Source organism: Planctomicrobium limosum (assembly GCF_051465645.1).
Lineage (GTDB): Bacteria > Planctomycetota > Planctomycetia > Planctomycetales > Planctomycetaceae > Planctomicrobium.
This window is the reverse complement of record NZ_CP195790.1, coordinates 5,388,374-5,401,784: the sequence shown is the minus strand read 5'-3', so window position 1 is coordinate 5,401,784 and position 13,411 is coordinate 5,388,374. Positions and strand designations below refer to the sequence as shown.

The 13,411-nt window shown below is 52.5% G+C and carries 10 protein-coding genes and 1 tRNA gene; 8 read left to right on the top strand and 3 right to left on the bottom strand.

Features of this window, described 5'->3' with window-relative positions:
• Positions 1-284 precede the first annotated feature (284 nt).
• From SH527x_RS20420 to SH527x_RS20405, 4 genes are all read left to right on the top strand, one after another.
• Positions 285-1,232 carry a sigma-70 family RNA polymerase sigma factor gene (locus tag SH527x_RS20420; protein WP_437192535.1) on the top strand — a complete coding sequence of 316 codons (948 nt, stop codon included), beginning with the start codon at positions 285-287 and terminating at the stop codon, positions 1,230-1,232.
• A gap of 390 nt (positions 1,233-1,622) precedes the next feature.
• Positions 1,623-3,464 (top strand): DUF1549 domain-containing protein, encoded by a 1,842-nt coding sequence (locus SH527x_RS20415; RefSeq protein ID WP_437192534.1) that lies wholly within the window; start codon positions 1,623-1,625, stop codon positions 3,462-3,464.
• Positions 3,465-3,506: 42 nt separating this feature from the next.
• A complete protein-coding gene (locus SH527x_RS20410) occupies positions 3,507-4,787 on the top strand; it encodes a DUF1501 domain-containing protein (RefSeq protein ID WP_437192533.1) in 1,281 nt (426 codons plus the stop codon).
• A 60-nt stretch (positions 4,788-4,847) separates the two neighbouring features.
• Complete coding sequence (locus tag SH527x_RS20405) at positions 4,848-5,033, top strand: hypothetical protein (RefSeq protein WP_437192532.1); 186 nt, start codon at positions 4,848-4,850, stop codon at positions 5,031-5,033.
• 300 nt (positions 5,034-5,333) lie between these two features.
• Here the strand turns inward: SH527x_RS20405 and SH527x_RS20400 are convergent.
• Positions 5,334-5,407, bottom strand: a tRNA-Asp gene (locus tag SH527x_RS20400).
• Between the two features lie 346 nt (positions 5,408-5,753).
• Between SH527x_RS20400 and SH527x_RS20395 the strand changes: the two genes are divergently transcribed.
• Positions 5,754-6,197, top strand: a complete 444-nt coding sequence (locus SH527x_RS20395) for a hypothetical protein (RefSeq protein WP_437192531.1) — start codon at positions 5,754-5,756, stop codon at positions 6,195-6,197.
• Between the two features lie 148 nt (positions 6,198-6,345).
• Here the strand turns inward: SH527x_RS20395 and SH527x_RS20390 are convergent, their stop codons facing one another.
• Positions 6,346-7,296 carry a hypothetical protein gene (locus SH527x_RS20390; RefSeq protein WP_437192530.1) on the bottom strand — a complete coding sequence of 317 codons (951 nt, stop codon included), beginning with the start codon at positions 7,294-7,296 and terminating at the stop codon, positions 6,346-6,348.
• Between the two features lie 653 nt (positions 7,297-7,949).
• On the opposite strand from SH527x_RS20390, the gene acs reads away from it, so the two are divergent.
• A complete protein-coding gene (acs, locus tag SH527x_RS20385; RefSeq protein WP_437192529.1) occupies positions 7,950-9,890 on the top strand; it encodes an acetate--CoA ligase in 1,941 nt (646 codons plus the stop codon).
• Between the two features lie 518 nt (positions 9,891-10,408).
• Complete coding sequence (locus SH527x_RS20380; RefSeq protein WP_437192528.1) at positions 10,409-10,561, top strand: hypothetical protein; 153 nt, start codon at positions 10,409-10,411, stop codon at positions 10,559-10,561.
• Between the two features lie 348 nt (positions 10,562-10,909).
• Here the strand turns inward: SH527x_RS20380 and thyX are convergent, their stop codons facing one another.
• Positions 10,910-11,812, bottom strand: coding sequence for an FAD-dependent thymidylate synthase (gene thyX, locus SH527x_RS20375; RefSeq protein ID WP_437192527.1), 903 nt, complete (start codon positions 11,810-11,812; stop codon positions 10,910-10,912).
• Positions 11,813-12,244: 432 nt separating this feature from the next.
• Here thyX and SH527x_RS20370 point away from each other — a divergent pair, with 432 nt between their 5' ends.
• Positions 12,245-13,372: a tetratricopeptide repeat protein gene (locus SH527x_RS20370; RefSeq protein WP_437192526.1), complete on the top strand. Its 1,128-nt coding sequence runs from the start codon at positions 12,245-12,247 to the stop codon at positions 13,370-13,372.
• Positions 13,373-13,411 lie beyond the last annotated feature (39 nt).

The window sequence follows — 13,411 nt, the reverse complement described above, 5'->3', positions numbered from 1 at the left end:
TCAGTATCCCCCCGCCCTCGACAAATTTCAAGGATCTTCAAAATTGATTGATCCGTTCCTTGAGTAATTTATGTGATTTTCTCGGTTTTTTCTCCCGAAATTCTTTCACAGTCGTTTGTTAACGATTATGTCGCCACATTCTTCGTAACTCGATTCTTCCTCCTAAACGGAAAGTTCGAAACGTTCTCCTGCGAATCAAATGAACGCTTTGAACGTTTTCGTGGTTGCAAAATTCGTTCATTCGATCACAATAATGATTGAATTGAACGAATTGGAGTACAAACATGATCGCGCCTTTCACAACAGCCGGCCATCAGTTCAGTCTGTCGAACGACACCCTCAGTTTGAGTCGGCTCTCAATTACGTACATCGAATCTGACGAATTCAGAACATTGACGTTAGATCAACTGCTCAGTGAGGCTCCAGACAAGCTCTACCAAGAAGAGGAGCCGACAGATGCCCCCTTGGAATCGGCAGCCTCCGATGATTATGACCTGAACCATCGCAAGTTATTGACGCCGGAAGGCGAACGTTACCTCTTCCGTAAAATGAACTTCTGTAAATTCACGGCATCTCGGCTGCAAGCTGGAACACGCGCCCCGCGTTCAGGTCGCAACCTCTCAATTTTCGTAACCAGCCGTTATCCCCAAATGGGGAAGGTGTCGATCGACGACTTACTGAAACTGGCGAATGAAGCTCGTCAATTGCTCGTACAGGCCAACCTGCGACTGGTGACTTCAATCGCCACGAAGACAACCAATTCACATCAGGATCGAGACGAGTTCATCAGTGAAGGAAATCTCATCCTCGTGAACGCGATCGATAAATTCGATTACTCGCGGGGATTCCGCTTCAGCACCTACGCAACTCATGCAATCCAACGACACTTCTACCGACTGATGCAAAGAAAGCAGAAACGGCGGCAGAGAGAAGTGCTTTCTCCGACAGAGATTCTGGCAAATGCCCACCAGCCGGTTTCGACAGAACAGTCACTCGATCCGAAACTTGCGACAACTCTGATTGAACGATTCGACGACTGCCTGACGCCTCGTGAAAAGACGATTATCATTGAACGATTTGGCTTGAATGGCGAGGAATCAGCCACGTTAAAAACAGTGGCCGAGCGCGTTGGCCTCAGTAAAGAACGAGTTCGCCAGTTGCAGCTCTCAGCAATTGAGAAACTTCAAGACCTGGCCCTGCAAATGCGGTTTCATAAAGAAACCTATGCATGATCAGGAATACGGACTGTCAGGCAACCCACATTAAATCTGCAACGAATTCCGTTTCACTCCGATCAAGCCAGTCATCAAATTGACTGGCTTTTTCTTTTTCAGGATTCCCCAGACGCCCGTGCTTCCCGACGATTCACACGAACAATTCCTTTTCGCCCGATTCTGGTAGAATCGTTCTCTTGGAAAATTGGAAAAATCCGAAACCTGAATTCGCTCCTGCCGGGTTAGATTCAATAAGAAACTCAACAAAAATTGATTTCGATCACTCAACGGGCCTGAATGGCAAGCGGGAAACGGACTTTGAAGTTGGCTTCAAAGTCAGAAACGATCCCTGCCATACGACAAAACCGAGACCAGTACGGTCTGGTGGGGATTTCTATGCGAAACCGGATGAACACATTTTTCGTCTGTGCCGTGACGTCTGCCGCCATCCTATTCTCACCCCTCGATCGCAGCCCTCTACTGGCCGCGGATTCGGCCCCGGACGTCACTCAAACAGCGTCTGAAGTGGATCGCCTGCTGAATCAGAAATTCAGTGAGGATGGGATCACCCCGATCTCGACTGTTCGAGATGAAGACTTTCTCCGTCGAGCCAGACTCGACCTCCTTGGCACACTCTCCCCTCCGTCCGATGTCACAACCTTTGTGCTTTCCCCTTCCGAGAAGAAACGCTCAGAGCTGATTGAGAAACTTCTTGGAGATCCCGCCTTCGGAGAACTCTGGGCCAATTACTGGACTGACGTCATTTTCATGCGTGCCACAGAACAGCGCTCGCAGCTTGGTCGGCCCATCTTTCAGCAATGGATGGCCGCACAACTCAACAATAATCGTTCATGGGGCGAAATTACTCACGAACTGCTGACCGCCAGCGGTGATGTCCGAAAGTCAGGCCAGACGGCACTCTTCTTTGCACATGCCAGCGTGCCGGAAGAAATTGCCTCGGAAGTCCCACGAATCTTCCTGGGAATTCAACTGAACTGCGCCAACTGTCATGACCACCCGACAGATCCATGGAAGCGTGAACAGTTCCATGAGCTTGCGGCCTATTTCACCAGAACGACATTTCGAATTGATAATTCCGGAACAGAACGCACCTTCAATATTGGTTCGCTGAATGCCACAGCAGCGCGACTGGGAAACCGTCCTGAACCACGCGTTCTCCTTTTCAGACTTGATCGGAATCGGGACGGCGCCATCAGCAAACAGGAAGCTCGGGGGCAAATCGCCAATCGGTTTGATGATCTGCTGACGACATTCGATAAGAACAAAGACAGGAAACTCAACACCGAAGAACTGACCGCTGCACTCGCCCAGGCCGTCATGCAGCCGGGTCGTGGCAATGCAGAACATTACATGCCTGACCTGAAAAACCCTTCTTCGAAGGGAACGCTGATTGAACCGGCGTTTTTCGTTGAAGAAGCAGAAGGCCCTGCCTTGCAACATGGAATGGATGATCTCGCCCGTCGCAACGCCGCATCGAAATACATCACTTCCAAATCTAATCCATGGTTTGCGAAGGCATTCGTCAATCGTATCTGGAGCGAGTTACTTGGTCAGGGATTCACCATGCCAATCGATGACATGGGCGAAACTAAAGAGACCATCCACCCTGAAGTCCTGGCCCTGCTGGCGAGTCAGTTCACCGAATCAAACTATGACATCAAGTGGCTGTTCCGCACCATCATGAATACGCAGGCATATCAACGCCAACTTGCCCCTGCTGGATCGAACCTGAACGAACATCCATTCGCCGCGGCAACACCGACGCGTCTGCGAGGCGATCAGATTTATCTCTCCCTGCAAAGTGCCGTTGGGAACTTCGGAGCCACCGGTCGGTTCATGCAGCGTCGGGAGAACATGGCAGCCTTGTTGCCAGCAGCAAACTATCGCCAAAAGACCGCATTTACTGGAATCTTCGGCTTCGATCCATCGACTCCGCAGGATGAACTTGCCGGCAGTATTCCACAGGCGCTCTATCTTATGAACTCCCCTTCCTTGAACGCACGCATTCAAGCTGAAGGACGCACGAACCTCGGAATTCTGCTTCGAAACACCCGCGACAACAAAGCCGCACTGGATGAACTTTATCTCACCACGCTGACTCGCCATCCAAGTCCGGAAGAACAAAAGATCAATCTGAGCTATATTAAAGCGACCGGCGATCGCAACGAAGCATTCGAGGACATCCTCTGGGCGCTGCTGAATTCCACTGAATTTCTGTCGAAACGGTAAACCGATCTGCTCTCCCTGTCTCTTGCATCCAGGAACTCTCCAATGACGACATACACGAGCGAGCACATCCAGTTCACCGGGAACCAGGTCACACGTCGCCGATTCATTCAAAACGTGTCCGCGTCAGGAGCCGCTGCCGGGGCTCTCAGCTTTCGCGAACAGATGGCAGTTCAGGCCGAGGAACTCCGCAAGCAGGGCCGATCCATGATCCTGCTCTGGATGAGCGGCGGCCCCAGTCAGTTGGAAACCTTCGATCCTAAGCCGGATCACAAGAACAGCGGCGACACGAAGGCGATTTCCACGTCTGTCCCCGGCATTCAGATTGCCCACGACTGGACAAACATGGCTCAGGTCATGAACGAAGTCGCGGTCATCCGCTCGATGACAAACAAAGAAGGAAATCACCAACGTGCAACCTACCAGATGCACACCGGGTATGTTCCAACTGGCAGTGTGAAACACCCCAGTTTTGGCAGCTTGATCGCACAACAACTGGCAAACAAAGAATCAGACCTCCCCAGCGTTGTCTCCATTGGTCGAACAGCCGGGGCCGGGTTCCTTGGCGTCAATTACGAACCGTTTGTCGTGGACCGCCCAGGTGAGATGCCACAAAACATTCGCGTCCCCGACGGTCAACGCCGCCTTGAACGCAGACTCAACCTGCTCCAGAACCTCGAAGGCGGCTTCGAAAATCAGGGAGCGGTCCAAGCTGTTCAAAGTCATCAGCAACTGTACGCCAAAGCGACGAAATTCGTCTTCAGCAACGACACCCAATGCTTTGACCTTGGAGACGAACCCCAATCATTGCGAGACAAATACGGCGACAATGCTTTCGGTCGTGGGTGCCTTCTTGCCCGACGCCTGATCGAACGCGGAGTCACTTTCGTCGAAGTTCAAAAAAATGGCTGGGACACACACGACAGCGTCTTTGAACGTGTCAGTGAACTCGCGAGCGAAGTCGATGTGGCCAGTGCCGCTCTGATCAACGACCTGAAAAGCCGTGGAATGCTGGACCAGACCCTGATTGTTTGGGCTGGAGAATTTGGACGCACCCCACAAGTGAATGCCCGAGGTGGTCGCGATCACTTCCCACGCGCATTCAACTGCTGGCTCGCAGGAGGCGGAGTTCGAGGGGGACAGACAATCGGCTCGACAACAGATGACGGGTCGGCAATCAAAGATCGCCCGGTCGCGGTCGCGGATCTTCTGCAGTCGATTTCCCATTCCCTCAAAATCGACCCTGCTCACGAAAACATGAGCCCACAGGGGCGACCACTGAAAGTTGTCGACGGCGGCGAAGTCGTACAGGAACTCTTCTCTTAAGAGTCATGCACGACGATTTCGAACATTGTGCCAATCATCTCCCATGACATGAAAAGCAAAATGGCCTTCAATATCACGGAAGAACAAAAAGCGCAGCTTGAGGCAGCCAGGAATGCAGGCAGGCGAACCTTAATAGCAACGACGCCTGATCAGGATGCATATATCAAGAAGGCACAGGAAGCAGAAACGCAACAAATTCCTGCAGGCCTCAAGGATTCACCCCCGTCATCAAAACGGAAACATTAAGCCGCCACGCAGGAAGCTGGCACGCACGCATAAACCTTGGTCGCTGCGAACGCAATATCATTCCGTGCTCGGTCTGATCCCACTCTGATGGAAGCCATACGTGCGAAAGAGATGCACAGACGCTTTGCCACACCCAGAGACGATTTCAAATACATTCCAACATTGAATTTGTAGCGAATCGGTCGGCATGCACCGCTTCGTGATCAACTTGGCCATAAGCAGTTGGCAGAAACGAAAAAAGCCGTCTCGATGGGATCCACCGAGACGGCTAAATGCACAGTAAGCAAATTGAATTGCAAGCGAGGCGGACGGGACTTGAACCCGCAACCCCCGGATCGACAGTCCGGTACTCTAACCAATTGAGCTACCGCCCCTTGCTTTGTGCGAGCGGCAGTTTATAAATCTCTTTTGGAGTCGTCAACCAGGAAGGCAAAAATTTGCTGGCTGTTTTTTGCAGCAGTTTCCAGCGACCTCAAAATCCTTACAATTCCTGCTTTTCTTGCATTCAGCTTGACCAGTCTGGCAACTGAGGCTTGAGTGCCAATTGACATCCGTATGAGGAATTGCGAAACTACTTTGCTTCACTCGACCTTTTATTAAGGTCAATCGACTCCTCTTTGCAGGAGCGGCGTGAATTCGACGGCATCGACTCTGAATCTATCAGCGACGCGATTTTCGGATCGCCTCGCGTTAATAAGCGTGATCGTTTAAGGAACGGGAATGGCCTCCAAGCGTCTGCTGGACAAACGTCGGGAATACGAAGCTGCAGAAAAGCAGGGCAAGGTCAAGAAAGAGACCACTTCCAAGAAGAGTGGAACTCGAAAGGCCCCTGCCCGTAAGCGCAAAGCCAAAGCCCCAGAACGTAAACGTTTGATGTGGGGTGTCTTCAGCGGAACACTGAAGGAAGAAGGCCGATTCGCTTACAACGAAAAAGACAAGGCCGAAGAGAAACTGGCTCTCCTGCGATCCAAGAGCAAGAAGCTCTACTTCATCCAGCCTATTAAAGAATCCCTGAACGAATCATCCGCCGCAAAGGACGAAGTCCGTCTGAGCGACGAAGAGGAGATCCTCGACGATGAAGCCGTTCTCGACTCGGACGACGATGCAGATGATGATGCAGACGCCGACGAAGACGATGATTACGAGGGCGAAGAAGAAGAGTAATCCTGCCTGAGGCCTTCAGCCTCAAAGCAGACACAACAAAAAAAGCTCCCACACATTTGATTGTGTGGGAGCTTTTTTCATTCCAGAGGCATTCCGACAGATCCGGCAACTGCTGTCACATCAGCGAACTTCCCAGACAGCGACGCCATCACATCGCTCCTGCGGCCTTTTTCTTCTGAAACTCAGCGATCCACTTCGCTGGCTCTTCATCAAACGCCGCTTTGCATCCACTGCAGCAAACCCAGTAGGTCATCCCTTTATAACTGACGGTCATTGTCCCCAAACCACCAGAGATAATGCACTCGCGCTGCCCATAACCTTCGTCGCTCTTCGCAAACGAAGTTCCTTCTCTCTGAGTCGCCACTGTGTCGACTCGTAAATAGCGACTTCCCCGACGCTTGTGGATCTCCAGCAAATACCGGTTGTTTTCCTGCTGACTGAAGACGAGTTGCCAGGCATCACGCTGAACCTGAGGTTCCACCTGAGTCAGTTCCAGCTTGTACTTGATATGCGACTGCCGATCATCCCCCTGAAACATTTCAGCTTCCTGAGTGAAGGCCCCCTCCAGAGTCCGTGCCACCCCCTCAGGATCAACCACCTTAAACTGGTAAACCTTCCGCTCAGGCAGCCAGGTAAGCCGCCCTTCCCTCAGGTATGGGCTCGCATCCGACGTCATCACCATCACCGGCTGCTTACGATCCGTCTTCAAATCCCACACCCAATGCGATTTGTCGAGCCCTTTGAAATCGCCAACTTCCTTTTGAGTCGTGCCCCGCCAGTCCCCAAGCATGATCTGCAATGGCTTCATCGCCAGAAACAACTGCCGTCTTCCTTCTTCCGCCGTCTGTGAAAGCGGCTCTGCCCCGGCGTCTGCCTGATTCGCCGCATTCACCACCTGCGAAAGCGAGATCGAGGGAATCTCCATCTCCACAACTGGCTTCGCTCCCTGCCCTGCACTTACTGGAGCTGAATGAGGGGCAGCAGTCGGCGCCGCCTTATCGTCCGGTCCGGCATGCCCTTCTGATTGCTGGCACGACATCCCGCTGACCGCTCCCAGCAAAACCAGAACGACACCAGCCCAAACCTTTTGATTTCGCATTGCGTCCCCCAAGCTCCCCTCTTCGGCTCCCGTCACCCAACCAACTCCCCCAAACCGCCACGACGGCCCAGAAAAGAAGGCGACTCTCAACAGGATTTTTGCATGCCTGCGTGATCTACAACCACAGTAACTGACTCCTCTGTGAACCAGAATCACAAAATGATCAGGAAATTCACAAGTAACAGCACCTGAAAAATCCGCAAACACCCCCTGAATTACCTCAAACCCTCTGTGTCCAGCTTTTTTGATCCCGAATCCCGAGGACGAACCGCTTCGATTCGAATATCAAGCCAAAAATCACTATTATCTACGGAAGATGATCCACCCTGAAACTGGCAAGAATCGGCCGAAATTTCCTCTGAATGCAGCCAGACACTTCTTTTAGTGTTGTTTCAACAGCCTAGAGAAACAGGCACGCTTAAATTCAGGTTGATTTCACGTGCAACCAAATTGGGCAAGACTCACATCGGTTGCATTGAATCCAGCCGTCTCCCATCCTAGCATCAGGAATCAATTCATCTGCACATATTGAACAGCCTCGGAACTCCGAATTGATCGGTGTGACGTTCAGACTTGCTGCAAGTCTCGTTCTCCCGCCATCGGGCCGCACGTTTGTGTCGTCAAATTTTCGAATCCTTTTGCCCAATGTTGCTATGTCTGCCATCAAAACAGTTCTGCAAGAAACTCGAAAGTTCCCTCCTTCACCGGAATTCGCAAAGCAAGCGAATATTTCGTCTGAAGAGCAATACCAGCAGATGTGGCAACGGGCGAAAGACAGTCCTGCCGAGTTCTGGGGAGAACTTGCCCAGACCGAACTTGAATGGCTGAAACCATTTGAGTCGGCCATGGAAGGGGACATGCCGAACACCAAGTGGTTCGTCGGCGGCAAAGTCAATGCATCCTATGAGTGCCTCGACCGCCATCTGAAAACCTGGCGAAAAAACAAAGCAGCCATCATCTGGGAAGGCGAACCTGGCGACGTTCGGGTTTTGACCTACCAGCAGCTTCATCGTGAAGTTTGCAAATTCGCAAACGTCCTGAAGAAGCTCGGCGTTACGACTGGCGACCGCGTCACGCTGTACATGCCGATGATCCCGGAACTTGCAATCGCCATGCTGGCTTGCGCACGAATCGGGGCAACGCATTCGATCGTGTTCGGGGGATTCAGCTCTGACGCCATCGCCGATCGCAACAATGACGCTCAGGCCAAAGTTGTCATCACAGCCGACGCTGGCTGGCGCCGCGGTAAAGAAATTCTGCTGAAAGAAAACGTCGACGAATCCTTGAATTCGTCCCCGAGCATCGAAAAAGTCGTTGTCGTCCGCCGAACCGGTGCCGCCGTCGAGATGGTTCCGGACCGCGATTACTGGTGGCACGACCTGATGGAACAGGTGGATGCTGACTGCGAAGCGGTGGAACTCGATTCAGAACACCCGTTGTTCATCCTGTATACATCTGGCTCAACAGGAAAACCCAAAGGGGTTCTGCACACCACTGGCGGTTATATCCTCGGCGCCAAGATGACGACCAAATGGGTCTTCGACATTAAAGACGATGACACCTACTGGTGTACCGCAGACATTGGCTGGATCACCGGACACAGCTATATCGTCTACGGTCCGCTCGCCAACGGAGCCACCACACTGATGTTCGAAGGGGCTCCAAACTGGCCAGATGAAGGCCGGTTCTGGGAAGTCATTGAGAAGTACAAAGTCAATATCTTCTACACTGCCCCAACTGCCATTCGCGCCTTCATTAAATGGGGCGATCAGTGGCCGCAGAAGCACGATCTCTCCTCACTTCGACTTCTCGGAAGCGTTGGTGAGCCGATCAACCCTGAAGCCTGGATGTGGTATCACCGCGTCATCGGCGGGGAGCGCTGCCCAATCGTCGATACCTGGTGGCAGACCGAAACCGGCGGCATCATGCTCAGCCCATTGCCGGGAATTCAATCCACCAAACCGGGATCATGCACTCGCCCGTTGCCAGGTGTGGTTCCAGCCATCGTCGACGACAAAGGCAACCCACTCAAGGATAACGAGGGGGGACTGCTGGTCATGACACAGTCTTGGCCGCACATGCTTCGCACCTTGTACGGCGATCACGATCGCTTCCTGGATACCTACTTCGGCAAAATCGAAGGAAAGTATTTCGCAGGCGACGGGGCCCGCCGTGATGAAGATGGCTGCTACTGGATCATGGGACGCGTCGATGACGTGCTCAACGTTTCAGGTCACCGACTCAGCACCATGGAAATTGAATCGACCCTGGTGTCTCACCCACTGGTCGCCGAAGCTGCCGTCGTCGGCTTCCCTCACGAGTTGAAGGGGGAAGGCATCTGCTGTTTCGTGACTCCGAAGGGGTCGACTCCAACAAACGAACAGAAGAAGGATCTGATCGCTCACGTCCGAAAACACATCGGTGCGTTGGCAACTCCGGATCAGATCCGATTCACACCATCACTGCCGAAAACCCGTTCAGGCAAAATCATGCGACGCCTCCTCCGGGACATTGCCGCAGGCAAGGAAAGCATCGGGGATACGTCGACACTGGAAGACTACACCGTCCTCGCCAAACTGCGAGAAGACGACTAGACCGGTTCGGCTGATCATGTGGCTCAGGCAGCTGAGGACTCAGAGGAGCATATTCCTCACGATAAGTTGCCCACCACACAAGCATGAAACCGACGGAAACGGTTAAGACAAAGCCCTGGCTTCATCGCCGGGGCTTTTTTATTGCGCTGAGCCATTCTGCAGGCAGCTGCTGCCCGCTTCGTAGGCAAAAGTGCTGGGCATTCAGACGCGTTTGATTTCAGCACAAGAAAACAGGATGAGAAATACCGCAGGAATCATGCGGCCAACGCTGCTTTCTTGTGAAATTTCGCTGACTGGTATCAGATGTGCATTGGTCTTAAAACAACAAGAACACACATAAAATGAGAAGTCGCTTCTCTCATTTTTAACAGTCCTCTGGGATAACTCGAGTCCCAGTTTCTACCGACCGAGAGCAGCATTTGTCTTGCTCCTGGAACTCAGCCGTACCGCTTGAGTTCATCACCGAATCAACGCGCCCAGACTCCGTCACGCACTGCCCCAAGCTGAATGCAAATACTATGAACCACGACAACAATCCACCAATCGTCAACATGGCTCTGTTCCTTGCTCTGTCATTTCTGACCGGCAACGGCACACCAGATGGATTCCGTACAGAAGCAGCCTCCCAGCCTGCTTTGGAAACTGAAGAAACTCTTCACCCAGAAATCTAGAGCTGCTGAGCTTCTTCGCAAATAGCTCCCGATCGCACCACCAATCTCCGCAATGAGCATTCTGGTCTGGCAGCTGAATCACAAGCTTTCCCCCTCCCGACCAGAGCACGGTATGTTGCCCTGAACAACTGCCCCCTTCCTCATAAACTTCTCAGGCTCAGCTTCTTTGAGTCTGAGGAGTTTTTCTCTTTGAGCAACGGCGCATGAGCCTTGAGCGTTCCCGTCTTCAGATTGTGAACTGCCGGTTTTGAGCTGCCGTGACTGGTGGGCATAAAAAAGGATGGCTGGCATCGCATGAACGAGCCAGCCATCTCTATCTGATTTCACAACGCCGAAATTGGGCTTAGTTTATTCCTGAACCAGCCCCATACGGATGAGCTTGCTGAGACACTCATCCCGTTCACGGTTACGAGTCATCTCGCGCCATGCAGGATCCTGGCACGCAAGGAATGTCTCGTGTGAATACGGTGGGGTCAGCTGATTTTCCGCTGCATATCCCTGAAGACGCTGAACAACTTCGATATCCAGCCGCGACATGAACATCGACTGCATGCGATAGTCCTGAAACGCTTCCCAGACCACCGGGAACAGCGGTTTCACGATCTGCTCGCCAATTGTGGTTGCGTACTGACGAATCTCCAGCTGAGCATGAGAATCCATACGCAGAGACAGGAAGTTCAGCAGGTTCAACAGGTCAATCTTCCAATACGCCTCTGTATAGGTACAAAGAGGCAAATCTTTTCTTGCCAGTTCCCGAGCCACTCCAGCTTCCAGGCGATCCTGATAGAGTTGGCGTGCGGAATCCTGAAACTGCTGTTCAGACTGAGTCAGCTTCTCGCCGAGTTCCTCTGGCAGAAACCCGTCGCTTCCTTGACGATTGCTGACAGCCTGAGTTCGCCACTCATCTGGAGCGGTTGTCTGCAGCGAATCAATCGCGACTGAATATCGGGTGCTGTACTCATTCACATTGGCTGTACGGTGACGAATCCACTGTCGCCAGCAATCCATTGGCACGCGAACCAACAACTTGATTTCGGCCATCTCGAACGGTGTCGAGTGGCGATGTCGCATCAGATAGCGAATCAGTCCACGGTCGTCAGAGACCTTTTTCGTTCCGGCGCCGTAGCTCACTCGAGCAGCCTGGACAACGGAACTGTCATCACCCATGCAGTCAACAAGACAAATAAAACCGTCGTTGAGCACCGGAAACTTCTGCCAGCGCAAACGTTCTACTTCAGTGGAATTTGACATGGGGAAAACGTACCAGCAGGAAGTAATAAGTTGTCAGATGAATCCTGACGTTCGACCAGAGAGCATTTCTGGAAGGCATTCCCCGGAATCGACACCAATCATCTCGGCACGGGAGGCTGACACTTCACGAAAATGCAGTTCGCGGAGCATGATAGGGGAAACCGCTTCGACGCAACACACAGAATACCCGGAAGCATCCCCTCATCACAAATCTGCCACCAGTCCGCTCCTGATAAAACAGGATGTTTTTGCCCTACCTGCTGCATTCAACGTGACTGATCAGTCAGCCAAAATCAACACAACTGCCTGAACCACATACCGTTCCGCCACAGCCACCCTGTCCGTGGGTCTCAGGACAGATCGACGCCTCCGACTCGGTTCCGGGATTCAACAGCTGAATTTGTGTCGATAGATTGCCAATCTGGCGATAAAATGAGTGGCCTCCCCTGTTCTCCTGCAACATTGCATAACTCCGGTGCCCTTTTGAATCGTCTCCTTCTCATTCTGGTCCTCGTGTTGAGTGGAAGCCCCGCTTTCGCGCAACTCGACGCCACCGCATACTTCAATCGCGGGTTGAGTTGGCAAAACAAAGGCGAGCACGACAAAGCGATTGTCGACTATACCGAAGCGATCCGACTGGACCCGACAGACGCTGCGGCTTACTTCAATCGAGGTCGGGCACGGCAGAACAAAGGGGAGCACGAACTCTCCATCTCTGATTACAACGCCGCGATTCGTCTCTACCCTCACGATGCCGCCGTCTATAACCGGCGTGGCAGCGCATGGCATTACAAAGAAGATTTCGACAAAGCGATCATCGATTACACAAAAGCGATCGAACTCGACCCGAACTTCACCTGGGCGTTTTACAATCGTGGGCTGGCATGGCAGAACAAGGGAGAAGACCTGAAAGCCATTGAAGATTACAGCCAGGCACTTGCTCTCGACCCTCGATTCGGCTGGGCCTTTCATAGCCGTGGAGTCGCTCACCAGAACCAGCGCGACCTTGATCAGGCCATTATTGATTACACCAAAGCCATTTCACTCGACAGTAAATTCGGCTCTGCTTACCACAATCGCGGACTTGCGTGGCACAACAAAGGCGAGCTCGAAAAAGCGATCGCGGATTACACATTAGCGATCGAGGTCGAACCGAAAGCCGCTCGCGCGTACAACAACCGTGGAATCATCTGGAGAAGCCGTCACGAGTACGAAAAAGCAATCGCCGACTTCATTCAGGCGATTCGTATCGACCCCAGATTGATGTCGTCTTACAACAGCCTCGCATGGATTCTATCAACCTGCCCTGAAGACCGTTTTCGTAATGGACAACAGGCCGTCAGCATGGCGACCAGAGCCTGCGAATTGTCGCAGTACCGGAACGCTGATTACATCGCCACTCTTGCTGCCGCCCAAGCGGAAGCCGGAGACTTTCAGACAGCGATTCAAACTCAATTGAAAGCTGTGGAAGTGGCTCCGGCTGAACGAAAAGAGGCGATGCGTCAGAATATCGAAGCATTCCAGAACAACCGGCCATTACGAGACGACGGTCGCCCGTAGACTGGTTCGTAAACTGGTTGTCATGACGCATCCCACGAC